This is a genomic window from Priestia sp. SRI_019, assembly GCF_057586255.1.
On sequence record NZ_JBYCZN010000004.1, the window covers coordinates 276,629 to 300,065 of the forward strand.

Here is a 23,437-nt window from a genome sequence, read left to right on the forward strand (position 1 = left end):
CAAGTGAAAACAGGTTTTTTATTTTCTAGCCATGGCATATTCGCACTTACAGGACCATATATATACAACAGTGTCACAAGTAAGCGAGGTGGGATAATGGCAGTCGTTGCACACAACGAAGAAGATGTTAAGCTCCTAGCCAGACTCATTCGAGCTGAAGCTGAAAGTGAAGGAAAACAAGGGATGTTACTGGTAGGAAATGTAGGCGTGAACCGCGCTAAAGCTCCCTGTTTAGATTTTAGAAATATAAGAACCATTCGTCAGATGGTGTTTCAAAACCCAGGCGGATTTGAAGCAACTCAAAAAGGCTACTTTTATCAGCGTGCCCGCCAGTCTGAAATTACACTTGCACGACGTGTATTAAGAGGGGAACGTTTTAACCCCGCAGAAAACTCACTGTGGTTTTTCAAGCCCAGCGGCGACTGTCCTGCTCAATGGTATAACCAAAATAACACAGGACGATTTAAATCTCACTGTTTCTTTGCACCAACTCAAGCTGATTGTCCAGGAGTTTACTAATTTCTTTTTGTTTGAAGGAGGTTCCTATGAAAAAACCAAAGTCTAATCAACCGCAACAGCAATATATGCAAAATCCGTATATGAGTCCAAACTATCCTTATTATATGCCTCAGCCGCAGCAGCCCCAGCCAGGCAGCCAGCAGGTTCAAGGGCAAACACAAGGAGGTCCGCCCCCTACCTCTTCTGGAGGAAGCGGTGCCCCGCAAGACCCGAATCAACTGCCCATTGAAGAATCATATATTGAAAATATTTTACGCTTAAATCGAGGGAAAATAGCGACTGTATATATGACGTTTGAAAATAACACGCAGTGGAACGCTAAAGTCTTTAGAGGGGAAATTGAAGCAGCCGGACGCGATCATATCATTTTAAGTGATCCACAAACTGGCACTCGTTATTTACTACTTATGGTTTATCTCGATTACATCACTTTTGAGGGTCCAATCAAATATAACTATCCGTTTAGCGGTGGAGGCCAGCAGTTGAGCAATTATTCTCCGCGTTAAAAAAACCCCTTTTCAGGGGTTTTTTTATAGCCATTTTACAGCTGCAACAACAATTAAAATCCAAGCCACAATAAATGCAACTCCACCTAGCGGAGTAATCGCGCCGAGAACTTTAATACCGGACGTACTTAATACATAGAGACTGCCCGAAAACAGCACAATCCCCGCGAACATAATCCAGCCCGAAGCTGTTAACAAAGAAGATTGAGGAAATTTGCTTAATAGAAACGCAATGACAAACAGCCCCATTGCATGGAACATTTGGTACTGCACTCCCGTTTTCCATACCTCTAAATACTTCTCTGAGATTTTCCCTTCTAACCCATGCGCTCCAAAAGCACCAAGAGCAACCGCTAACATTGCATTGATTGCACCGATTATTAAAAATAGTTTCATGTTTTTCTCCTCACTTTAGAAATCAAACAGACTATCGCCGTTTGCATCATCTGATTTCAATTTCGTTCCTTCAAAATTAGGTTTGGATGACTGAATAATCTGTTGCTGCATAATCTCAGGCGATTGCATAATTTCCGGTGAAGACATTACAACAGGTTTTGAAACCGAGACAGGTTTCGATACTGAAACCTCTCCATTTTGATCTAATGCAAGCTCACACAGTGCTTTTATGGCAACCAATTGATCTCGAACGTTCGCACTATTCGAATGGTGCTTTGCTTTTTGTACTTCTGCACTAATTTTATCAAGGAGCTGCGTCATTTTTATATCCATGTAGACACCTCATCTTACATTCAATATGACTTTATACAGCTATTTTATCAAAAGATGAAATAGGAGGCTATGTCTGAAGCTAATCTTCATGAAATGCTCACTTTTACACATCGTCAATTTGCCAATCAACAGATCGACGTCCTTGTTGGAGCAAAAACTCATTTGCTCGTTGAAAGTGATTATTGCCAAAAAAGCCTCGATTAGCAGAAAATGGGCTAGGGTGCGGGCTTTCCAAAATTAAATGGTGCGAATGATGAATAAGCTCTTTTTTAGCTTGTGCATGCTTGCCCCACAGCAAAAACACGACTGGCTCCTCTTTTTGTGCCACTAATTCAATAATGCGGTCCGTCAGCTGTTCCCACCCTTTTCCTTTGTGAGAGTTCGCTTCTCCTCTTCTAACTGTTAAAACAGTATTAAGCAAAAGAACACCTTGTTCTGCCCATTTGACTAAATAACCGTTATTCGGAATATGATAATCCATTTCATTTTTCAGCTCTTTGTAAATATTCACTAAAGAAGGCGGTGTTTTTACTCCTGGTTGAACAGAGAAGCTCAGTCCATGCGCTTGATTTGGTCCATGATAAGGATCTTGTCCCAATATGACCACTTTTACATTTTTATAATCCGTATAGTGTAAGGCATTAAAAATATCATATTTATCAGGGTAAATGGTGTGGTGATTATATTCATCCACTAAAAATTCTCGAAGCTGTATGTAATAGTCTTTTTGAAATTCTTCTTCTAATAAAGGAGCCCAGTCATTTTTTAAAATACTCATCGCTTATCACCTCATAATAATCTTTTTTGTTATTTTATCGTAAACTCTGCCCCCTGCTCAAACGTTGCCTGCTTTAAATATGCTAAGAGCCTGGGCATATTTTAATATTGTCATGTTCAATGAAACTTTGTATACACTTATAAAGAGTGTATTTTTATATTAAAGGAGGGATTCCATATGATCATTAGCAATCCCCACCAAATAGATGTAACCTACAGCCTGGGTGTTACACCCATTGAACCGATGATACCAAGAAAATACACCGTTTTCCCAGGTCAACACACTTCTGTTCCTTCCATTCAAATCGGCATTGAATTTGCCTACGATCATATGCAAAAAGAGCGGAACGAATATTTAGCATCCTTCGTCTTTGATAAAGGCTTTTATTTCCTTACTGTGTATTATTACATCGGTGCGCATACATCAACAGATGAAACCATTACACGCTACCTTCACTTTTTAGAACAGCTCCCTGTTATTCTATCGTCCATCTATCACGCTGATGCTTCTTTTTTCGAAAAACATCCACTTTTAATGCACTGTCCTATTTTTATCATCGCCGATAGCCCTGACTTGCCATTTTCAACAAAAAAATCTATCGGTTCCCTGTATCAATATAAATAAATGAGAAAAGCTACTGTTAAAATAACGGTAGCTTTTTCTCCGTATTCGAAACAAAATACTTTTAAACTTGTTAAAAACATGGAATAATAACTACAAATTGTTTTAATCTATTTGCGTTAACCCTTTAAAATCGTTACAATTTATTAGTAGTTCTATACATAAAGGAAAAGGTAAACAAGCAATCATTCGTTTGTTTATAAAGGCCGAGTTTAACGGGCAATGAATCCCCAGATTTCATTTTAGTGTTGTCTGTTAAAGCGGAAAAAAATTGAACGTAACTACGACAAAGTGAGGTCCTAGAAGTAATGACAAATGTACAACCAAAATCCATTATCGTAATTTTTGGCGCTACAGGTGATTTAGCAAAACGTAAGTTATTCCCCTCTATTTTCCGCTTATATAAAGCGAACAAACTATCGGAAGATTTCGCTGTTGTTGGTGTCGCAAGAAGACCTTGGACTAATGACGAATTACGCGAAAATGTAAAAAAATCAGTGAGCAGTTTCAAAAACAGTGACGCTGACATTGAAAAGTTTGCTTCACATTTTTATTACCAACCGTTTGACGTAACAGATGTCGCTTCTTATCAAGAATTAAAAAGCCTAACAGAAAGCCTTGATGAGCAATACAACGTGCCTGGAAATCGTATTTTCTATCTAGCAATGGCACCTGAATTTTTCGGAACAATTGCTTCAAATTTAAAAAATGAAGGTTTAACACAAACAGACGGTTGGAGTCGCCTAGTCATTGAAAAGCCGTTTGGCCATGATTATCCTTCTGCTAAAGAACTAAATGAACAAATTCGCCATGCATTTAAGGAAGATCAAATTTATCGTATCGACCACTATCTCGGTAAAGAAATGGTGCAAAATATCGAAGTTATCCGATTTGCAAATGCTCTATTTGAACCAATGTGGAACAATCAATACATTTCAAACATCCAAATTACGTCTAGCGAGACGCTTGGTGTAGAAGACCGTGGCCGTTACTATGAGTCTTCAGGTGCCCTTCGAGACATGGTACAAAACCACATGCTTCAAATGGTGGCATTACTCGCAATGGAACCGCCAATTAAATTAACACCGGAAGAAATTCGCAGTGAAAAAGTAAAAGTATTGCGTGCTCTTCGCTCTTTATCAGTAGATGAAGTAGATGATTATTTTGTACGAGGCCAATATGGCAAAGGTGTACTTGAAGGAGAAGAAGTGATCGGCTACCGCGAAGGAAACTCCGTTGATCCTGAGTCTAATACCGCTACATTTGTATCTGGTAAGCTTATGATTGATAACTTCAGATGGGCTGGCGTACCAATTTATATCCGTACAGGTAAACGCATGAAAGAAAAAGCAACGACAATTGTTGTACAGTTCAAAGACTTACCAATGAACCTGTACTTCAATAAAGATAAAGAAATTCATCCAAACTTGCTTGTCATTCATATCCAACCGGAAGAAGGCATTACGCTTCACTTAAACGCGCGTAAAACGCCAGGTGCCACATCATCCACACCAATTAACTTGAACTATTGCAATAACTGTGGAGATAAAATGAATACACCGGAAGCTTATGAGCGCCTTATTTACGATTGCATGCTTGGAGATGCAACGAACTTTACTCACTGGGATGAAGTAGCCCTTTCTTGGAAGTTTGTTGATACCATTTCAGAAGCATGGGAAAGCACAAAAGCACAAAACTTCCCGAACTACGAATCAGGTTCCATGGGACCAAAAGAATCAGACGCATTGCTTGCTGAAGACGGTTTTCACTGGTGGCCAGTCGGAGAAGACAACTTCTCCCCTAAAGAGTAAATAAAAAAAGCAGCTGTAGTATACAGCTGCTTTTCTTGTTTTTTATTTTAACCACTCAGTATGGAATACGCCCTCTTTATCAACACGTTGATATGTGTGAGCTCCGAAGTAGTCACGTTGCGCTTGTAAAAGGTTCGCTGGTAACGTTTCTGTACGGTAGCTGTCATAGTAAGCTAATGCACTTGAGAAACTTGGTACAGGAATACCTTGTTTAACCGCAATTGAAATAACTTCACGAAGAGCCGACTGATAGCCTTCTACGATATCCTTGAAGTATGGGTCTAATAATAAGTTTGTTAGATCTGCATCGCGATCGTAAGCTTCTTTAATTTTTTGTAAGAATTGTGCACGGATGATACAACCACCACGGAAGATCATTGCAATATCACCGTACTGTAAATTCCAGTCATATTCTTCAGAAGCTGCTTTCATTTGAGCAAACCCTTGCGCATATGAACAAATTTTACTCATGTACAATGCTTTACGGATTGCTTCTACTAATTCAGTTTTATCGCCTTCAAATGCAGCTGCATTTGGACCGCTCAATACTTTGCTTGCTTTTACACGTTCTTCTTTCATAGCTGAAATAAAGCGCGCAAATACAGATTCCGTAATGATTGGTAGTGGTACACCTAAGTCAAGCGCACTTTGGCTTGTCCATTTACCTGTACCCTTTTGACCTGCAGTGTCTAAAATAACGTCTACAAGTGCTTTACCTGTTTCTTCATCTTTTTTCGTAAAGATATCCGCTGTGATTTCAATTAAGTAGCTATCTAGCTCGCCTTTATTCCATTCAGCAAATACTTCATGTAGTTCATCTGTTTCTAAACCTAATACGTTTTTCATAATGAAGTATGCTTCACAAATTAACTGCATATCGCCGTACTCGATGCCGTTATGAACCATTTTTACGTAGTGACCTGCACCATTTGGTCCAATGTATGTGCAGCAATCATCGCCTTCAACTTTCGCTGAAATAGCTGTTAAGATTGGTTTTACAAGTTCATATGCTTCTTTTTGTCCGCCAGGCATGATTGAAGGTCCTTTTAATGCGCCTTCTTCTCCGCCGGATACGCCTGTACCGATGAAATGGATACCTAATTCTTCTAGCTCTTTGTTACGACGAATTGTATCCTGGAAGAATGTATTTCCGCCATCGATTAAAATGTCGCCTTTTTCTAAGTATGGTTTTAACGAATCAATTGTTGCATCTGTAGCAGCACCAGCTTTAACCATTAATAAAATTTTACGCGGTTTTTCAAGAGAATTAATAAACTCTTCCACACTGTATGTACCTGCAAAATTTTTACCTTCTGCTTCTGTTTTTAGGAACTCTTCTGTCTTTTCAGGAGAGCGGTTATAAACTGAAACAGAATAGCCTCTGCTCTCAATGTTTAGCGCCAAGTTTTTCCCCATAACCGCTAAACCGATAACACCGATTTGTTGTTTTGCCATGTTAAATTCTTCCCTTCATGTGTAATATGAATTGGTCAACCTAATCGTAACTGAACATATCATAAAGAAAGTTACAGATTCAAGTTTGATATAACCATAATCATACGTTTTATTATACACATTTGAAAAGAATCATGCTCACCGAACATTGATTATTTTGAAGAAAATTTCGATAAAATAAGCGAAATGAACGCAGTTACTAATCATCCGTACATTCTTAACTACCTTTAGACGCATTTTAACATTTTCTTAAACAAGTACTTTTGTTAAAATATTAAGCAGTTAATCATTTCAATGAATTGATGATCAACACGGTTGTTACCGTTTTACTATATTTATTGCAGCTAAAAAAGCTGTACTAGTACTTATTTTGTTTTATGAAGAGGGATTTTATATATGACGAAACCAATCAAAGATCCGTTCAAGGAAAATTTTGATACGCTTGAAGAATTCGCTGATCGCATTAGCGAAGTATTGAACTGTCCTATTACCATTGAAGATGCTAATCATCGCTTATTAGCTTATAGCACCCATGACGAAAGAACGGACCAGGCGCGTATTGCCACGATTATTGGAAGAAGAGTTCCGGAAAAGGTCATCAACAACTTATGGAAAGAAGGCATTATTCCTAAACTGCTTGAGACAAGTGAACCTGTGCGTGTGAAAAATATAAATGAAATTGGGCTTGGAGATCGTATAGCTATTTCCATCTGGAAAAATGAAGAAGTTCTAGGATTCATCTGGGCTGTTGAAATTGAGAAAGCCTTAGGCGACGAAGAAGTAGAGCTATTAAAAAAAGCTGCGAATGTATTAAAAAATAAATTGCTACAGCTTCAAATTCGAAAGTATAAACGAGAGGAACGTTCACAGGAATTTTTCTGGAAACTATTAACTGGTCACATTAAGTCTCGCCAAGAAATTTCAGAAGCGTTTTATGACGCTCAAATTACAGCTCCATCAACGTTTTCCATTGCTATCTTCCGCTTCCAAGAAGATATTACGCCTGAAGCTGAACGTCAAATCTCGTATATGCTAAAAACGATGCATCGCTTAAAAATCGTTCTTTATACGATTGATTGCAATGACTTAATCTTACTGCTTTCTTTGGATGCGGTTGAAAACCCTCTTGATGAACAGCGAGATTTTGTAGACTATTTTAGAGGCAACATGTATGAACGCTTTGATGTTACTCAAATTAAAGCCAGCTGCAGCAGTATTTATTCATCGCACGATCATATCGAAAAAAGTTATAAAGAAGCCTTGAACGTATTAGATATGAAAAGTAAGTTTCCAGAAGAAACGAAAGAGATTATTAACTATCAGGAATTAGGTATTTATCAATTTCTTGATGTTATTTTAGAAAAGCGCGTGCAAGATCAATTTGAAAACCATTCTTTAAAGAAGCTAACTGATTACGATCTTCGTCATAATAGCAACTTGGTGGAGACTCTCGAAGTATTTTTAAATAATGATAATAACATTAACGAAGCAGCAAAAGAATTAAATGTGCATATGAATACCCTTAGCTATCGATTAAAGCGAATTTCAGAGATTGGTGATATTAACTTAAAGGACGTTAATCAAAAAATGACTCTTTATATTGATATTAAGTTAATGAAATATAAAAAATAACAGATAATGTGACTTTTTTTAACATTGAGCTATTCATTTATTTTCTAATAAACGAATAGCTCTTTTTTTTCACTTTTTATTTCTTTATGATGTTAGATTACCTTACATAAAAATTAAAAATTCTGATAAGTAAGCGTTTACATTTGTGTGTTTAAACAAAAACCACTTCTTCGATTCTTCTTTCTAGACAAAGAAATTTCACAAAACTTTCTTTATACTAAAGGTACACAAACGACCAAGGGGGAAATTAATCATGATTATTGGCGTACCAAAAGAAATCAAAAACAACGAAAACCGAGTAGCGATTACACCAGCAGGCGTAGCATCATTTGTTGGTACAGGTCATCGTGTATTAATTGAAAATGAAGCGGGTATTGGAAGTAACTTCACAAACGAAGATTATGTAAAAGCTGGAGCTGAAATTGCTGAGACAGCAGCTGACGTTTGGGCACAAGCTGAAATGGTTATGAAAGTAAAAGAACCACTAGCCAGTGAATACGGCTATTTTAGACCAGGTCTTATCTTATTCACATACCTTCACTTAGCAGCTGAACCAGCACTAGCAAAAGCATTAAAAGATAGCGGCGTAACAGCCATTGCTTATGAAACAGTAGCAGTAAATCGTACATTGCCTCTATTAACACCTATGAGCGAAGTAGCAGGACGTATGGCTGCTCAAATCGGTGCACAATTCCTTCAAAAATCAAACGGTGGAAAAGGAATTTTATTAGCGGGTGTTCCTGGAGTTAGCCGCGGAAAAGTAACGATTATCGGAGGCGGCGGTGTTGGTACAAATGCTGCAAAAATCGCAATCGGTCTCGGTGCTGATGTAACAATTATTGATTTAAGTCCTGAACGATTACGTCAATTAGACGATATCTTTGGCAACCAAATCAATACGCTAGTGTCAAACCCTTACAATATTGCGGATGCAGTAGCAGAGTCAGATTTAGTGATTGGCGCAGTATTAATCCCAGGTGCAAAAGCTCCAAAACTAGTAACGGAAGAAATGGTAAAAACAATGAAGCCAGGTTCTGTTATTGTTGACGTAGCAATCGACCAAGGTGGTATTGTTGAAACAATCGACCACATTACAACACACGATCAGCCGACTTATGAAAAGCACGGGGTTGTACACTATGCGGTTGCAAACATGCCGGGAGCAGTTCCTCGCACATCAACAATTGCTTTAACAAATGTAACCGTACCTTACGCACTTCAAATTGCTTCTAAAGGTGTTCACAAAGCAATCGCTCAAAACGAAGCGTTAAAATTAGGAGTGAACGTTGCAAACGGAGCCATTACGTACGAAGCAGTTGCACATGATTTAGGTTATGATTATGTATCAGTAGACGTAGCTCTTGAAAAAGAATTAGCTTCTATCTAATAAATAGTGAAAAACGTCCTTAACCCGCTGTTAAGGGCGTTTTTATTTTGAATGAACAACAATCAGCGGTAAAAAACACGACTATTTAAAGCTTTGTGTATCTGTTCACTGGTAATCTCCGGTACTATTGGCCAGAATTCAGGAGTAGGAAACATAAGGTTACTAGGCGTTTTATTATGATTTCCATCTAGTTCATGAAAAGGTTCTGGATCATCCGTCTCGTTAAATCGATTCGTAATAAACATAAAATGACCCAATTCATGTGCGAGAAGATACTCATCTGTACTTGCATTTGTCATAATAATAAGCGGAAAAGAGTTATAAGTTACAGCGAGAGTAGATGAATAGTCAAAATTAACAGGCCCAAATCTATTTCCATTCATGTAAAATACATACACATTAGCATTTTGACAAACCTTTCGGCCAGTTTTAAGCATTGCTTGTACCATTGTAAGATGACTAGCCCCTCCAATTGGAAAATTTTCCGCATTACTAACAATGCCACTGATGTTTTCCAAAAAAACAACTGAACGTGTAATAGTAAATGTAACACCTTGGATTAATCGGTTTTTCTCATATTGTTTCCATATTTTATTAGCAGCGGCTATGTCTCTTTTTACACGATTGGGAACTATAGACTGATTATCTGTGGAGTTTCGATCAACTTTAGCTCCTGGTAATACAATTATACAAACATTTAAAGTGCCTGCCTTAACAGTTCTGAAGTGATCATTTGTTAAATTTGAATTCATATAATAATCTTTGTGGTTTTTTTTGCGAGGTTGTGATTTATTGAAAGCATACGAATCGTCTTTATAACTGTCATGATTAGAATGTTTTTTTATGTGAATCACCCTTTCTTAAGTTTCTCTTTATTTTATTCATGAAAAGAAAGAGTGCTTGTACCATAAGGTAAAAGAGGCTAAGACAAAAGTATACACTTAGGATTCATACAGTTTTTAGAAATTGAATATCTACATTAAAAGCGATAAAATAAAAGAAAAAGTGAAAAGTGAATGGAAGAAATTTATCTAAAACACATTGGGCAGCTAAAAACCGACCGGTGGAAGTTTTACTCTATTTTCTCTATGAACTTAAAATACGGGAGGATTTTTTATGACAATGAATAAAGCATTAACCATTGCGGGTTCTGACAGCAGCGGCGGAGCTGGCATTCAAGCGGATTTAAAAACATTCCAAGAACTTGGTGTTTACGGAATGACAGCTTTAACAACAATTGTAACAATGGATCCCGATAACGGCTGGTCTCATAACGTATTTCCACAAGAAGTTTCAACTGTTGAACAGCAGCTGAAAACAATCGTAAAAGGCGTAGGCGTACAAGCTCTAAAAACGGGTATGCTTGGCTCAGTGGAAATTATTGAACTAGCCGCAAAAACAATTGAAGAATACGATTTAAAAAATGTTGTAGTCGATCCTGTGATGGTATGTAAAGGAGAAGACGAAGCGCTTCACCCGGAAACAACTGTCAGCTTGCGCGATGTACTAGTTCCAAAAGCAACAGTCGTAACGCCTAACTTATTTGAAGCTAGTCAATTAAGCGGACTTGGCCCTATCAAAACGGTTGATCAAATGAAAGAAGCAGCCGTGAAAATTTCTGAACTTGGTGCCAAATATGTATTGATTAAAGGTGGAAGTAAATTAGCGCATGAAAAAGCAATCGATTTGCTTTATGATGGAAAGACATTTGAGATCTTAGAGTCTGAACGTATTGAAACGACATTCACACACGGTGCTGGATGCACATACTCAGCTGCGATTGCTGCTGAATTGGCAAAAGGCAGTGACGTCAAACAAGCTATTTATACAGCAAAAGAATTTATTACAGAAGCAATTCGCCATTCATTTGCTTTAAATCAATATGTCGGACCAACAAATCACGGTGCATACCGTCGTGCAAAAGAAAAAGTAACAAACTAAAAGCATGGCCTTTAGGCATGCTTTTTAGTTTGCTTATTGTTTGACTGTTTCAAGCGCATTTAAAATAGCCTGAGCTACGCCGTGCTCGTCATTTGTCCCTGTTACGATATGGGCAAACTCTTTAATTTCTTGAGGGGCATTCCCCATCGCTACGGCACGTCCAACTCGCTGAAACATCGACACGTCGTTATAATTGTCTCCAATGGCCATCGTTTCTTCTAAAGAAATATGGCGTTCTTGAACAAATGATGTAACTGCAATTCCTTTTTGAGCATTTTCATCATTTATTTCAATATTTTCTTTACCAGATGCACTGACTGCAATAGAATCTAACTTCACAAGTTCTATTTTTGCCTGTTCTAACTTTTCTTCGTCAAAAGAGAAAGCAAGCAGCTTATAAATGTCCTTATTTGGATCTTGAAACAACCCTTCATACTCTTCAATAAGTTTTACTCTGCCGCTATTGAAACGCTCTTTTGCCGCTTCTAACGATTTTTCATAATTATCTTTTAAGCTGGCGCTTAAATAAATATCCATTAATACCGACAAAGCTTTTTCATAGTCATTTGAATACGTACCTTCACTTGTATAGACTTCAAAGTACAACTGAAACTTCTTAAAAATATCCTCTACTTCGCGAATAGATTCCATCGTCATGCCTACTGAATATTGTTTTTCCCCTTGTGGGTTCCGAAGCTCTGCTCCGTTTGCACAAATTAAATATGTATGAAGTCCTGCTTCTTCTAAAACATAACGGGCCTCTTCATAAGAACGTCCCGTAGCAACAACAACTTCCACCCCTGCCTTTTGAGCTGTCTTAATCGCTTGGGCATTTTCTTTACTTACAACTTGTTCACTATTTACTAAAGTTCCATCCATATCGATCGCAATACATTTAATCATGATGTACCCCTTCCTATGTATCTTTGCTCTCTTATTTTATTTTAGCATATGTTTTTTTACGCTTTGCTACTTGCATGTAAAAGATTTACTAATTTTTTGTATACGCGCTGTTATAATCTGTTCCTTTTCTTGCTTTTTCGAAAGCCTCTTTAATCGTCTTTAAATGCAAATCAGCTGTGGAATATACGTGAAAATTCACATCCTTTTCCTTCAGATGCTTACCAACGCCGATAGAAACCATATCTGTTTGATTAATAGCTTTTATACCGGCCTCTCCATCTTCTATGGCCACACATGCATAGGGTTTTACTTGTAATTGATCGGCAGCTGTCAAAAATATTTCTGGATCTGGTTTTCCCTTCTTTATTTTTCTCACATCCACAATGCAATCAAAAAAAGAACGTATTCCTAACGCATCCACTACAGTATTTGCATTTGAACTAGAAGAAGCAATCGCCATTTTAATACCTTGTTTTTTACAATCCTCTAACAACAATTGTATTCCTGGAAGTAAGTGATTCTTTGTCATTTCCTTTATTAATGCTTGATAATACTTATTCTTTTCATCAGCAAGCTGTTCTTTTTTTTCCACTGTGAGACGCACGTTGCCTTGTGCAGCAATGAGCTCTACAGTTTTCACTCGGCTGATCCCCTGCAGCTGCTGATTCAGTTCTTCAGAAAATGAAACGTTAAGTTGATCTGCTACTTTTTTATTTGCTCTATAATATAAATGTACCGTATCTGCAATAACACCGTCTAAATCAAAAATAATCGCTTGTAGATCTTCTTTTTTCATATTATCCTCCTCTGCACTTGTCTTTATGCTATTACTTGAATGCTTTGATTACATTCTATCGTGTTAAAATACCGTTGATATTGTTCACTTTATCATAAAAATTTTTTCATCATTTATAATTCATGAATAAATTTTTCAAAAAAGAGAAATTACAGTCTTGCATTATGAAAGCCCTTTTATTACAATAGGGTTATGCAAACGGTTGCACTATCTTTTAAATATAGTTTATCAAAAAATAAAATGAAAACCCATACATAGGGGAAGGGGAAAAACTATGAAGAAGTTCTTTTCATTTGATTTTTGGCAGAAATTTGGTAAGGCTTTATTAGTAGTAGTAGCGGTTATGCCCGCAGCTGGTATTATGATTTCACTTGGAAAACTAGTTGCAATGACTGGGGGAGACATCACTGCTGTACAAACAATTGCACGCGTGATGGAAGACATAGGCTGGGGTATCATCACAAATCTTCACATTTTGTTCGCTGTTGCCATCGGGGGCTCTTGGGCAAAAGAACGTGCTGGAGGTGCATTTGCTGCACTCATCGCATTCATTCTTATTAATCGAATTACAGGCGCCATTTTCGGAGTTAAAGCAGAAATGCTCTCAGATTCAAAAGCAACGGTTCACTCACTATTTGGACAAGAATTAGTTGTAAAAGACTACTTCACATCTATTTTAGGATCTCCCGCTCTTAACATGGGAGTGTTCGTAGGAATTATCGCCGGGTTTTTAGGAGCGAATTTATTCAATAAATATTACAACTATGATAAATTGCCTGAAGCCCTTTCGTTTTTTAACGGTAAGCGCTTCGTACCATTTGTTGTCATCGGTGGTTCAGTTGTAACGGCACTGCTTTTATCCATTGTATGGCCGTTTATCCAAGGTTCATTAAACAGCTTCGGACAGTGGATTGCAACATCTAGAGACACAGCTCCTATTCTAGCACCATTTATTTTCGGAGCATTAGAACGTCTGCTTCTTCCATTTGGTCTTCATCATATGCTGACAGTTCCTATGAACTACACGGAGCTAGGCGGAACGTACAAAATTTTAACAGGTTCTGGGGCAGGTTCCACGGTTGCCGGTCAAGATCCTTTATGGCTTGCTTGGATTGCAGATTTAAATAACTTCCGCGCTGCAGGAGATATGGAAAGCTACAAGCAGTTATTACATGACGTTACACCTGCACGCTTTAAAGTAGGACAGATGATTTTGTCTTGTGCGTCGCTAATTGGAATCGCTTTAGCAATGTATCGTAACGTAGATCCTGACAAACGTTCAAAATATCGTTCAATGTTCCTTTCAGCTGGACTAGCTGTTTTCTTAACGGGCGTAACAGAACCAATCGAATTTATGTTCATGTTCGCAGCACCTCTTTTATATGCCGTATATGCAATTATGACGGGACTGGCTTTTGCCATTGTTGATGTTGTTCATGTTCGCGTACACTCATTTGGCGTAATTGAACTATTAACACGTACACCAATGATTATTAAAGCCGGACTATGGGCTGACTTAATGAACTTTGTCATTGCCTGCCTTGTATTCTTTGGCTTAAATTTTGGAGTGGCAAACTTCTTAATTAAACGTTTTAACTTCCCAACGCCGGGACGTAACGGAAACTATATTGATGAAGAAACAACTGCAACAAGCAGCAAGCAGGTGAAAAATGATTCGCTTGCACCAGTCATTATTGGACTGCTTGGCGGAGAAAACAATATTGAAGATGTTGATGCTTGTATGACTCGCTTACGTGTAACGGTAAAAGATATACATGCCGTTGCAGGAGAAAGTGAGTGGAAACAAAACGGAGCCCTTGGTTTAATCTTGAAAGATAAAGGGGTACAAGCTATTTATGGACCTAAAGCGGATGTTTTGAAATCCGACATTCAAGATTTGTTAGGAGCTTAACATAATGAAGCTATTAACGTTAAATTGCCACTCTTGGCAAGAGGAAAATCAGCTAGACAAGTTATCTTGTCTAGCTGAAGTAATTAAAAAAGAAAAATATGATGTCATTGCTTTACAGGAAGTAAGCCAAAAAGTAGACGCACCTTATGTATATGACTACATTCGCAGCGATAATTACGCTTGGCTTTTAGCAAAAGAACTGGGTAAGCAAGGTGAAGACTATCAATTGTTATGGGATTTATCTCATATAGGCTATGAAGTGTATGAAGAAGGAATTGCCATTTTAACGAAACACCCGATTATTGAAGAGCATTCATTTTTCGTGTCACAAACGTCAAATATTGACTACTGGAAAACGAGAAGAATTGTTGGAGCCACAATCGAATATGAAAAAGAGCTTCTTACGTTTTATTCTTGTCATCTTGGCTGGTGGGATGACGAGGAAGAGCCGTTCAAGCAGCAAGTTGATACACTGCTAGCTCATGTACACAAAGATAACCCATTTTTCCTACTTGGAGACTTTAATAATGACGCTCATAGCCGAAATGAAGGTTACGACTACCTGTTGAGCCAAGGCCTCTATGATACGTATACTCTATCGAATAAAAAAGATAGCGGTATTACAGTTAAAGGTAACATTGCTGGATGGGATGATAATGAACGGGCACTGCGCCTTGATTTAATTCTATCGAGTCATGCGCAGGATATTCAGTCATCAACTGTGGTGTTTAACGGCATACATTATCCTGTTGTTTCCGACCATTTTGGGGTAAGCGTTGAAGTGAAATAAGTGACATAAAGCGAACGAATAGCGTTCGCTTTTTTTCGTGTGATTATGATGATGTGGAAACCATCTTCTTTACTGCTTTATCTATCGTTTTAGAAGTGTCCGATAAACTTTCGCATTTTAAAAAGTAGGTGTGCTATAATATTGTGATGTTGGCGATATGCAACCCATTTTTGCATGTTTATCAATGAAATCGCTCAACTTAATAGTAAGATGATACATGTAAGCTCTATTTAAATGAACACCCGTTGTCATTATCATAAACTAATAAAGAAAAATAGGTGTGAAACAATCATGAAAATTTTGTTGATTTCAAATATGTATCCTTCGGAACAATTCCCGAGCTATGGTGTATTTGTTCAAAACACTGAAAAAATTTTAGTTCAACATGGTATTCAAGTTGATAAAATTGTCATGCAAAAAAAGACAAGCAAATTAAGCAAGCTTTTTAGCTATGCTTCTCATTATGCTAATGTCGTCTTGACGGGCTTGACAAAAAACTACGACTACCTTTACGTACATTATGCATCTCATAATGCTCTTCCGCTGCTGATTCTTAAAAAGCTAAAGAAGAATGTGAGGATTGTGACAAACGTTCATGGTTCAGACGTTGTACCTGAAGTACCTTCACAGGAAAAGTATCAGCCTAGAGTAAATGACTTATTGCAACATTCTACTAAAATTATTACTCCTTCTCCTTATTATAAAGGGCTCGTTGAAGAGAAATATAAGGTTCATAACCCAATCTATATTTTTCCAAGCGGAGGAGTGAATAAAGATCTGTTTCACCCTTATGCAGATAAAAGCAAAGCTTATCAAGAACTAAACTTGGACCCTACTATCCGTTATCTTGGATGTGTAAGCCGCATTGATGTGGGTAAAGGATGGGAATACTACCTGCAAGCAATTGCAAAAGCTGAACAACAAATGCCCACTTCTTACAAATACCTATACGTTGGAAGCGGAAAAGATGAAGCGGCATTTAAGGAAATGATCAAGACTCTGGGCCTAGAGGAAAAAGTCATCCATTTCCCTCTCCTTCCTCAGTCCTCTCTTGCTTACGTATATAATGCGATTGAAGCATTCGTGTTTCCGACCGTAAGAAAAGGAGAAAGTTTGGGCTTAGTCGGCCTCGAAGCTATGGCTTGCGGAGCACCCGTAATTGGGAGTCAGATTGGTGGTCTAAAAGATTACATTATAGACGGAAAGAATGGTCTATTCTTTGAGCCTAAAAATGTAGACGAACTAGCTTCACAGCTACAGGCTTTTATTAATCTTCCTGAAGATGTGAAACAGCAAATGTCTCAACAGGCGTTACAAACAGCAAACCGCTACACAGTAGATGTAATTGCTGAACAACTCCCAACAATTTTTTTTGATGAGGTGGAAAAATGAAAGTCGCAGTTTTAATTCCTTGTTATAACGAGGAAGTAACAATTGGAAAAGTAATTGACGATTTCAAACGCGAACTGCCTAGTGCAGATATTTATGTGTACGATAACAACTCAAAAGATCGCACAAGTGAAATTGCACTTGAGCACGGGGCAATCGTCAAAAAAGAATTCAAGCAAGGAAAAGGAAACGTTGTACGTTCGATGTTTCAAGAAATTGATGCAGATTGTTATGTCATGGTAGATGGGGATGATACGTATCCTGCAGAATTTGTTCATCAATTAATTGAGCCTATTAGAAATCGAGAAGCTAACATGGTCATTGGAGATCGTTTATCAAACGGAACGTATCTCGAAGAAAACAAACGTGCTTTCCATAATTTTGGTAACAACTTGGTACGTTCTTTAATTAATGGCCTGTACAAAAGTAACATTAAAGATATCATGACAGGTTATCGTGCTTACGATAAATTATTTGTAAAATCAATACCGGTGATGAGCCCAGGATTTGAAATTGAAACAGAGATGAGTCTTCACGCGTTAGATAAACGCTTCCGCCTCAAAGAAATCGCGATCGATTATCGCGATCGACCTGAAGGCAGCGAATCGAAACTTAATACGTTCTCTGATGGATTTAAAGTGTTACGAATGATTTTTACGTTATTTAAAGAGTACAAGCCGCTTCAGTTCTTCTCCATTTGGACAGTGTTGTTTATTGTCGCAGGATTAGCTGTTGGTGCTCCGGTACTTTATGAATTTTTTGATACAGGCTTTATTACCAAAGTACCGTCATCTATCTTAGCAACTGGATTGATGGTGTTAGGTGTTTTATCTTTCGTCTGTGGATTAATTCTAGATACAATTGCTTCATTAAATCGCAAGCAATATGAATTAGAACTAAATAAAAAAATTGAACAGATTGAACAAGTAGGAGAATAACAATGATGAAGAATAAAAAAAGTATTTTACTGCTTACAGTAACGGCTTTAATTATTCTTATCGGTTTAAGTATTGGTAATCCAGACGGTGTTCACTATCTTTCCCTTTTTGCTGCACTTGTATTTACCATCATAAGCTCTATTTTTATTTATAAAAATAGAGCTTATGCTTCATTTAAACCGCTAGAATGGCTATTGCTGATTGTTTTTTCGTTTATCGTACAGTTTTCATTTTTAGATAACTTACATATGACGAGCTCAACTATTTTTTCACTCGTTTTGTATGCCATCAGCCGTACTTTATTAGCAATGCTGCTGACGGCCGCTGTACTCAGCGCTATCAAACAGATAAACGATTTTCACTATACATTTGCATACCCAAAGCGTTACCTAGGAATTGTTGCGATTCTTATTTTAGCTGTTAGTCTATACTACTGGTTCGCCTTTTTCCCAGCGGCCATGACTCCCGATTCATTAGCACAGTGGAGACAGGCACATAACGGAGAATTTAACGATTGGCACCCTATTATGATTACGTGGCTCATTATGCTGCTGACAAAAATATGGGATAATCCAGGCATTGTAGCGTTCACACAAATTGTTGTTGTAGTGAGCATATACGCCTATACGTTTGACTTTTTCATTAAACGCAAAGCACATCCTGTTATGATTGGACTTTTAACAGCTATTATTGTCATTATTCCAAGCTTTTTAATCTTTTCAATTATTATTTGGAAAGACATTTTATACAGTGCTTTTCTGCTGTTTTTTACGGTGAACATTGCAAAAATTTATCTGTCAAAAGGTGCTTGGGTTAAAAGTAAAGCGAGCTTTTTCTTACTTTTACTTTCGGCATTTGGAGTAGCTTTCTTTAGACATAATGGTTTTCCTGTATTTGTTTTGACTTTCCTTTTAATGATCGTCTTGTTCAGAAAAAATTGGAAACCTCTTGTCACGATTTTCTTAGTCGTCTTTATTTTACAAAAGATTGTTACAGGCCCTGTGTTCACGTGGCTTGATGTAAAACCTTCAGATCCAAATGAAGCTTTGTCTATTCCAACTCAACAAATTGCAAATATCATTTCAAATGATGGGGAAATGTCAAAAGAAGAGCGCGAATATTTTAATAAAGTGCTTCCTATTGAATTGTGGAAAGAAAAGTATAATCCATACAAAAGTGATCCAATTAAATTCACGTGGAAATACTACGACCGCGAATTTATTTTTAATGATTTAGGTCTTTACTTTAAGAACTATGCTAGCATTGTTATCAAAAATCCTTATCTCGCAACGGAAGGCTTTCTCAAACAAACGGCTTTAGTATGGCAAATCAACCCTTTTAAAGATGGCTACACGGATACGTATGTAACCAACATTTATTACGGCAATGATTTAGGTCTTAAAAATAAAGTAATCGAGCCGTTTATTACACATACTGCTAATGCTTACTTAGCTATTTTTAAGCACCCTGTTTTTACATTCTTATGGAAACCAGCTTTTTATCACTGTGTCATTTTATTATTTTCATTAATGCTAGTGATTCGAAGAGGAATTACGTCACTCATTATCGTCATTCCGTGGGCTCTTAACACGCTTTCTGTTCTTGCAGCATTGCCGGCTCAAGATTTCCGATATTTATTAGCAAGCGTATTTGTGTCTTTCTTCTTTATTGGTCTTCCTTTTATCCGATTTGATCAGAAAGAAAGGGATGTGACCTCCTGATGGAGAGCAATTACAACAAAAAGCTAGGAATCACACTCATTATCGTGGCTTCCCTGTTTACAGCTGTTGGACAACTTTTTTGGAAGTTGTCCGAAGCTTCATTTAACTTAAATTTAATTATTGGTTTTTTTCTTTATGGATTAGGAGCGGTTTTTATGATTGCCGCTTTTAAATTTGAAAGAGTTTCCTTACTTCATCCATTTTTAAGCTTAGGATACGTAATCAGCATTGCTCTTGGTTTCTTTCTATTAAATGAAACCATTAGCCCTATGAAGCTGGTCGGTACTCTTATTATTATCGTAGGTGTAATTTTAGTAGGTGGTCAAGATGAATAGTATCCCGCTTTTACTTATTATGACTCTTTTAGGTTCAGTTGGAGCTGTCTTTTTCAAGTATATTTCTACGTATTTAAATGAAAAAAAGATAAAGCTAGCGCTTATTTGCTTTGTAGGTGGCGGCCTTTTTTACGGGGCGGCAGCTTTGCTTAATGTGTATGTTTTAACGCTGTTACCTTATTCTATTGTATTTCCGCTCACGTCTATTACGTATATTTGGACATTAACATTCGGTTACTTTTTAATTAAAGAAAAAGTTACAACAAAACAAGTTATCGGCTGTATTCTTTTAATTGTCGGATGCTTCTTTATTGCTAATAGTTGATGAGATAACTTGAAAAGGTAGGAGTTTCGCATGAAAAACTTAAAATTCGCGAGCATTTTACTGCTCATATCAACATTATTTTTGAAATTTTCTAGTATGATTCGTGATTTAGTTATTGCTAACTATTTCGGTACAAGTTATATTGTCGATTCATACAACGCAGCAATGATCATTCCAAACGCTTTTATTTTATTTATGTTAACGGGGATGAAGGATGCGTTTATTCCTAGTTATTTACGTTATGAAAAAGAAAATAAAGGAAAGGTTCATTTGACTAATATTGTTAAATCAACCTTTCTTATTTGTTTCATTATTTCGGTTCTCGGATCAATTGCCGCTTTCTTTTACTTTCCCGCTTCGTACTCTAATTTTTCCAAAGCAGCAATTGAACTAGGAATTTATACGGGCGTTATGTACTTTTTATCTCTTTCACTAGTTGGAGTGAATGCCGTATACGAAGGTGTATTTGATGCACGAAGTCAATATTCTTTCTCCGTGTTTTCTCAAACGGTTGTTGTACTATTTACGATTTTAAGTACAATCCTATTACATTCAATCATGGGCGGCTATGCAATTGCTCTTGGCTATTTTATAGGAACAATTGCTTCTTTCTTAATTAAAGTTGTCTATTTTAAACCGCAGCATCTGCTGTTATGGAAGCAAAAAATTGACCGTGATGAAGTAGTGGCTTTTTATAAAGTATTCATCCCTGTCGGTGTGACCATTATGGTCGGTCAAATTAATTTAACTGTAAACTTCTTCTTTGCTGGCTCCTTTGGTGAAGGTGTTATTTCATATTTAAATTACGCCTTCAGACTTGTAAGTATTCCCCAGGCAATATTCGGGGTTACGGTCGCAACTATTATTTATCCGCTGATTGCAAGAGCCATTTCTGAAAAAGATGAAGAACGCTTTAAATCAGGAATTGAAAAAGGGATTACGTTTATGCTGATGCTGCTGATTCCGACGATTGTTATTATGATCTTTTATATGAAAGACATTGTAATGATTGCTTATCAGCGCGGTGCATTTGACGCAAATTCGACGTTAAAAACAACAGATGTATCTTATTATTACCTAGGTTCAGTGTTTTTCTATTCGCTGCAAGCTGTTCTTGCAAAAGGATTTTATTCTCTTCAAAAAGGTTATCTTATTATGAGAGCAGGCTTATTATCCATTGTGTTAAACATCATCTTTAACATGATTTTCACTAAATTTATGGGATACCAAGGATTAGCACTTTCCATGTCAGTGGTTGCCTTTTTCTATACGGCCATCGTATTCGTTATGCTGGCAAAACAAATCAATCACTTCCATTACGGATATCTAGTGAAAGAAACAGGAAAAATTCTTTTAGCTTCCGTACCTGTTGCTATCCTCATGTTCTTCTTGAAGGACATCGCATTTTTGAATTCATTACATGTTATCTTACGATTTGGTATTGTCTGTCTTGCAGGTGGTTTAGTATACTTAATGTCGACGCTATTATGCAGAGTAGAAGGTGTTATGCTTTTAGTTAAAAGAAAACGTTAATTCACGTAAAACAGGAGAGTACTATATGAAGAACACATACTGGTTATTTTTTCTGTTCGTTGGTTTTATTTCAATTCAGCCAATTATTGATATGCTAACGACGTACATGGTTTTGAACATGGATAGTGGTCTCTCAATTGGGGTTGTTATTCGCTTTCTATATATGATTTTTGCAGGTGTCCTACTTTTAGTGTTTGCCAAACAATCAAAATGGGCTAGATATTCGATTATCTACCTTATTGTTTTTGCACTCTTTCTTGGACTCAATATCTACTTAAATCATCAATGGAAAGATCCTTATTATATTGGGCAAGAAATTAAATTTTTCAATAAGGTTGTTTATATGAACGTTACATTACTTGGAATGATTGTGATGTTTTCACATTATCGATCGTCTTTGGATGTAAAAAGAATACTGAGCAAAAACTTATTGACTGCTTCACTCATCATCAGTATTGTTTTTATCGGTACAATGCTAACAGGTACAGCACTAGAGAGTTATCAGTATAATAAAATTGGATTCAAAGGCTGGTTTTATGCAGCGAATGAGCTAGGGGCAACCATTGCTATTTTGCTTCCTCTCACACTGCTTTTAGCTTTAGATAAAGTACGTTCGTTTTCAAAAGCTTATTACTGGATTCCTTTTATCTTGTTAGCCGTTTCATCCATCATGCTTGGAACGAAAGTAGGCTTAGGTGCCGTTATTCTTTCTTTAGTTGTAGCAACAGTTGTCTTATTTGCAAAATTATTTACGAATAAACGCAGCTTAATTAAAGCCAACTTAGTAATCTCAATTCTGCTTTTAATTGTAACCGGAGCAACCACTCCGATTTCTCCAGCTTATAAAAACACATATACGCACATCGATATGTTAGAGGCTAAAAAAGAGAAAACAAAGCAAGAGAAGCCGGAAAAGAAAGAAAAAGAAAAGCCGGCTAAAAAGAAAAAACAAAAGAAATCAAATTTAGATGACAAAGATATTCAAAATCTGATTCTAAGCAGCCGTGAGCAATTTTTAGCTCATCATAAGGAAGAGTATGCAAAAGCACCTATTGCACGAAAAATGATAGGTATGGGCTTTTCTGGTGACTATACAAAACAGCTTCCGCCAAAGATGATTGAAATGGATTTTTATGATCTGTTTTTCTCTTTAGGTATTATCGGATTTTTACTATGGGTTCTTCCACTTATAGTAGTTGGTTTAACCGTGTTGCTTCGATTATTTAAAGAACCATCACAGCTTCTTGATGAAAGCTTTATGATGTACAGTACAGCAATTGTATTAGCTCTTGGAATTGCTTTTGTAGCTGGGCATGTCTTCACGGCACCAGCCGTTACTATCTATTTTGCAGCAGCTGCTGCTTATCTGTTCGTCATTCATTTTAAACAAAGACAAGCATAAAAAACAGGCCATTG

At 37.1% G+C, this 23,437-nt stretch carries 23 protein-coding genes; 16 read left to right on the forward strand and 7 right to left on the reverse strand.

The window, feature by feature from the left end:
• Window positions 1-96: 96 nt before the first annotated feature.
• Together AC2YJL_RS22300 and gerQ are read left to right on the forward strand one after the other, a co-directional pair.
• The gene (locus AC2YJL_RS22300) at window positions 97-519 is read left to right on the forward strand and encodes a cell wall hydrolase (RefSeq protein ID WP_016765947.1); all 423 of its coding nucleotides are present in this window, start codon (window positions 97-99) and stop codon (window positions 517-519) included.
• A 26-nt stretch (window positions 520-545) separates the two neighbouring features.
• Window positions 546-1,025 carry a spore coat protein GerQ gene (gene gerQ, locus AC2YJL_RS22305; RefSeq protein ID WP_195695664.1) on the forward strand — a complete coding sequence of 160 codons (480 nt, stop codon included), beginning with the start codon at window positions 546-548 and terminating at the stop codon, window positions 1,023-1,025.
• A 24-nt stretch (window positions 1,026-1,049) separates the two neighbouring features.
• Here gerQ and AC2YJL_RS22310 read toward each other — a convergent pair whose 3' ends face one another.
• The 3 genes from AC2YJL_RS22310 to AC2YJL_RS22320 all read right to left on the reverse strand — a co-directional run bounded on the left by AC2YJL_RS22310 (window position 1,050) and on the right by AC2YJL_RS22320 (window position 2,532).
• Window positions 1,050-1,421, reverse strand: coding sequence for a DUF423 domain-containing protein (locus AC2YJL_RS22310; RefSeq protein WP_013059856.1), 372 nt, complete (start codon window positions 1,419-1,421; stop codon window positions 1,050-1,052).
• A 15-nt stretch (window positions 1,422-1,436) separates the two neighbouring features.
• Entirely contained in the window at window positions 1,437-1,754 is a 318-nt protein-coding gene (locus AC2YJL_RS22315; protein WP_075421472.1) for a YwdI family protein, read from the reverse strand.
• A 103-nt stretch (window positions 1,755-1,857) separates the two neighbouring features.
• The gene (locus AC2YJL_RS22320; protein ID WP_251568933.1) at window positions 1,858-2,532 is read right to left on the reverse strand and encodes a uracil-DNA glycosylase; all 675 of its coding nucleotides are present in this window, start codon (window positions 2,530-2,532) and stop codon (window positions 1,858-1,860) included.
• Between the two features lie 177 nt (window positions 2,533-2,709).
• On the opposite strand from AC2YJL_RS22320, the gene AC2YJL_RS22325 reads away from it, so the two are divergent.
• Window positions 2,710-3,156 carry a staygreen family protein gene (locus AC2YJL_RS22325; RefSeq protein ID WP_251568931.1) on the forward strand — a complete coding sequence of 149 codons (447 nt, stop codon included), beginning with the start codon at window positions 2,710-2,712 and terminating at the stop codon, window positions 3,154-3,156.
• Between the two features lie 305 nt (window positions 3,157-3,461).
• Window positions 3,462-4,964 carry a glucose-6-phosphate dehydrogenase gene (zwf, locus tag AC2YJL_RS22330; RefSeq protein ID WP_013059860.1) on the forward strand — a complete coding sequence of 501 codons (1,503 nt, stop codon included), beginning with the start codon at window positions 3,462-3,464 and terminating at the stop codon, window positions 4,962-4,964.
• 42 nt (window positions 4,965-5,006) lie between these two features.
• On the opposite strand, the gene gndA is transcribed toward zwf, so the two are convergent.
• Entirely contained in the window at window positions 5,007-6,419 is a 1,413-nt protein-coding gene (gene gndA, locus AC2YJL_RS22335) for an NADP-dependent phosphogluconate dehydrogenase (RefSeq protein ID WP_013059861.1), read from the reverse strand.
• A 396-nt stretch (window positions 6,420-6,815) separates the two neighbouring features.
• Here gndA and AC2YJL_RS22340 point away from each other — a divergent pair, with 396 nt between their 5' ends.
• On the forward strand, window positions 6,816-8,051 hold the full coding sequence (locus AC2YJL_RS22340) for a PucR family transcriptional regulator (RefSeq protein ID WP_195695662.1): 1,236 nt from the start codon (window positions 6,816-6,818) through the stop codon (window positions 8,049-8,051).
• 253 nt (window positions 8,052-8,304) lie between these two features.
• Entirely contained in the window at window positions 8,305-9,438 is a 1,134-nt protein-coding gene (gene ald / locus AC2YJL_RS22345) for an alanine dehydrogenase (RefSeq protein WP_251568929.1), read from the forward strand.
• A gap of 62 nt (window positions 9,439-9,500) precedes the next feature.
• Here ald and AC2YJL_RS22350 read toward each other — a convergent pair whose 3' ends face one another.
• The gene (locus tag AC2YJL_RS22350; RefSeq protein WP_251568928.1) at window positions 9,501-10,292 is read right to left on the reverse strand and encodes a hypothetical protein; all 792 of its coding nucleotides are present in this window, start codon (window positions 10,290-10,292) and stop codon (window positions 9,501-9,503) included.
• 262 nt (window positions 10,293-10,554) lie between these two features.
• On the opposite strand from AC2YJL_RS22350, the gene pdxK reads away from it, so the two are divergent.
• A complete protein-coding gene (gene pdxK, locus AC2YJL_RS22355) occupies window positions 10,555-11,379 on the forward strand; it encodes a pyridoxine/pyridoxal/pyridoxamine kinase (protein WP_230933821.1) in 825 nt (274 codons plus the stop codon).
• A 33-nt stretch (window positions 11,380-11,412) separates the two neighbouring features.
• Here the strand turns inward: pdxK and AC2YJL_RS22360 are convergent, their stop codons facing one another.
• Both AC2YJL_RS22360 and pgmB read right to left on the reverse strand, forming a co-directional pair.
• Window positions 11,413-12,282, reverse strand: coding sequence for a Cof-type HAD-IIB family hydrolase (locus tag AC2YJL_RS22360; RefSeq protein ID WP_230933822.1), 870 nt, complete (start codon window positions 12,280-12,282; stop codon window positions 11,413-11,415).
• Window positions 12,283-12,370: 88 nt separating this feature from the next.
• Window positions 12,371-13,078 (reverse strand): beta-phosphoglucomutase, encoded by a 708-nt coding sequence (gene pgmB, locus AC2YJL_RS22365; protein WP_251568927.1) that lies wholly within the window; start codon window positions 13,076-13,078, stop codon window positions 12,371-12,373.
• Between the two features lie 274 nt (window positions 13,079-13,352).
• Here pgmB and AC2YJL_RS22370 point away from each other — a divergent pair, with 274 nt between their 5' ends.
• The 9 genes from AC2YJL_RS22370 to AC2YJL_RS22410 all read left to right on the forward strand — a co-directional run bounded on the left by AC2YJL_RS22370 (window position 13,353) and on the right by AC2YJL_RS22410 (window position 23,423).
• The gene (locus tag AC2YJL_RS22370; protein ID WP_251568926.1) at window positions 13,353-14,990 is read left to right on the forward strand and encodes a PTS transporter subunit IIBC; all 1,638 of its coding nucleotides are present in this window, start codon (window positions 13,353-13,355) and stop codon (window positions 14,988-14,990) included.
• A 4-nt stretch (window positions 14,991-14,994) separates the two neighbouring features.
• A complete protein-coding gene (locus AC2YJL_RS22375) occupies window positions 14,995-15,780 on the forward strand; it encodes an endonuclease/exonuclease/phosphatase family protein (RefSeq protein ID WP_251568925.1) in 786 nt (261 codons plus the stop codon).
• 291 nt (window positions 15,781-16,071) lie between these two features.
• The gene (locus tag AC2YJL_RS22380; RefSeq protein WP_195695656.1) at window positions 16,072-17,172 is read left to right on the forward strand and encodes a glycosyltransferase family 4 protein; all 1,101 of its coding nucleotides are present in this window, start codon (window positions 16,072-16,074) and stop codon (window positions 17,170-17,172) included.
• Window positions 17,169-18,107: a glycosyltransferase family 2 protein gene (locus AC2YJL_RS22385; protein WP_013059871.1), complete on the forward strand. Its 939-nt coding sequence runs from the start codon at window positions 17,169-17,171 to the stop codon at window positions 18,105-18,107. Before AC2YJL_RS22380 ends, AC2YJL_RS22385 begins: the two co-directional genes overlap by 4 nt.
• A gap of 2 nt (window positions 18,108-18,109) precedes the next feature.
• Entirely contained in the window at window positions 18,110-19,828 is a 1,719-nt protein-coding gene (locus AC2YJL_RS22390; RefSeq protein WP_230933825.1) for a DUF6020 family protein, read from the forward strand.
• Window positions 19,828-20,163: an EamA family transporter gene (locus AC2YJL_RS22395; protein WP_013059873.1), complete on the forward strand. Its 336-nt coding sequence runs from the start codon at window positions 19,828-19,830 to the stop codon at window positions 20,161-20,163. Before AC2YJL_RS22390 ends, AC2YJL_RS22395 begins: the two co-directional genes overlap by 1 nt.
• Window positions 20,156-20,488, forward strand: coding sequence for an EamA family transporter (locus tag AC2YJL_RS22400; RefSeq protein WP_016765961.1), 333 nt, complete (start codon window positions 20,156-20,158; stop codon window positions 20,486-20,488). Before AC2YJL_RS22395 ends, AC2YJL_RS22400 begins: the two co-directional genes overlap by 8 nt.
• Before the next feature lie 30 nt (window positions 20,489-20,518).
• Window positions 20,519-22,021 (forward strand): murein biosynthesis integral membrane protein MurJ, encoded by a 1,503-nt coding sequence (murJ, locus tag AC2YJL_RS22405; RefSeq protein ID WP_050690824.1) that lies wholly within the window; start codon window positions 20,519-20,521, stop codon window positions 22,019-22,021.
• Between the two features lie 25 nt (window positions 22,022-22,046).
• On the forward strand, window positions 22,047-23,423 hold the full coding sequence (locus AC2YJL_RS22410) for an O-antigen ligase family protein (RefSeq protein WP_251568924.1): 1,377 nt from the start codon (window positions 22,047-22,049) through the stop codon (window positions 23,421-23,423).
• Window positions 23,424-23,437: the final 14 nt, after the last annotated feature.

Excerpts from the sequence above, each read along its gene's own strand:
- AC2YJL_RS22300 (WP_016765947.1), top strand. The coding sequence starts at position 97 with ATGGCAGTCGTTGCACACAACGAAGAAGATGTTAAGCTCCTAGCCAGA.
- gerQ (WP_195695664.1), top strand. The coding sequence starts at position 546 with ATGAAAAAACCAAAGTCTAATCAACCGCAACAGCAATATATGCAAAAT.
- AC2YJL_RS22310 (WP_013059856.1), bottom strand. The coding sequence starts at position 1,421 with ATGAAACTATTTTTAATAATCGGTGCAATCAATGCAATGTTAGCGGTT.
- AC2YJL_RS22315 (WP_075421472.1), bottom strand. The coding sequence starts at position 1,754 with ATGGATATAAAAATGACGCAGCTCCTTGATAAAATTAGTGCAGAAGTA.
- AC2YJL_RS22320 (WP_251568933.1), bottom strand. The coding sequence starts at position 2,532 with ATGAGTATTTTAAAAAATGACTGGGCTCCTTTATTAGAAGAAGAATTT.
- AC2YJL_RS22325 (WP_251568931.1), top strand. The coding sequence starts at position 2,710 with ATGATCATTAGCAATCCCCACCAAATAGATGTAACCTACAGCCTGGGT.
- zwf (WP_013059860.1), top strand. The coding sequence starts at position 3,462 with ATGACAAATGTACAACCAAAATCCATTATCGTAATTTTTGGCGCTACA.
- gndA (WP_013059861.1), bottom strand. The coding sequence starts at position 6,419 with ATGGCAAAACAACAAATCGGTGTTATCGGTTTAGCGGTTATGGGGAAA.
- AC2YJL_RS22340 (WP_195695662.1), top strand. The coding sequence starts at position 6,816 with ATGACGAAACCAATCAAAGATCCGTTCAAGGAAAATTTTGATACGCTT.
- ald (WP_251568929.1), top strand. The coding sequence starts at position 8,305 with ATGATTATTGGCGTACCAAAAGAAATCAAAAACAACGAAAACCGAGTA.
- pdxK (WP_230933821.1), top strand. The coding sequence starts at position 10,555 with ATGACAATGAATAAAGCATTAACCATTGCGGGTTCTGACAGCAGCGGC.
- AC2YJL_RS22360 (WP_230933822.1), bottom strand. The coding sequence starts at position 12,282 with ATGATTAAATGTATTGCGATCGATATGGATGGAACTTTAGTAAATAGT.
- pgmB (WP_251568927.1), bottom strand. The coding sequence starts at position 13,078 with ATGAAAAAAGAAGATCTACAAGCGATTATTTTTGATTTAGACGGTGTT.
- AC2YJL_RS22370 (WP_251568926.1), top strand. The coding sequence starts at position 13,353 with ATGAAGAAGTTCTTTTCATTTGATTTTTGGCAGAAATTTGGTAAGGCT.
- AC2YJL_RS22375 (WP_251568925.1), top strand. The coding sequence starts at position 14,995 with ATGAAGCTATTAACGTTAAATTGCCACTCTTGGCAAGAGGAAAATCAG.
- AC2YJL_RS22380 (WP_195695656.1), top strand. The coding sequence starts at position 16,072 with ATGAAAATTTTGTTGATTTCAAATATGTATCCTTCGGAACAATTCCCG.
- AC2YJL_RS22385 (WP_013059871.1), top strand. The coding sequence starts at position 17,169 with ATGAAAGTCGCAGTTTTAATTCCTTGTTATAACGAGGAAGTAACAATT.
- AC2YJL_RS22390 (WP_230933825.1), top strand. The coding sequence starts at position 18,110 with ATGATGAAGAATAAAAAAAGTATTTTACTGCTTACAGTAACGGCTTTA.
- AC2YJL_RS22395 (WP_013059873.1), top strand. The coding sequence starts at position 19,828 with ATGGAGAGCAATTACAACAAAAAGCTAGGAATCACACTCATTATCGTG.
- AC2YJL_RS22400 (WP_016765961.1), top strand. The coding sequence starts at position 20,156 with ATGAATAGTATCCCGCTTTTACTTATTATGACTCTTTTAGGTTCAGTT.
- murJ (WP_050690824.1), top strand. The coding sequence starts at position 20,519 with ATGAAAAACTTAAAATTCGCGAGCATTTTACTGCTCATATCAACATTA.
- AC2YJL_RS22410 (WP_251568924.1), top strand. The coding sequence starts at position 22,047 with ATGAAGAACACATACTGGTTATTTTTTCTGTTCGTTGGTTTTATTTCA.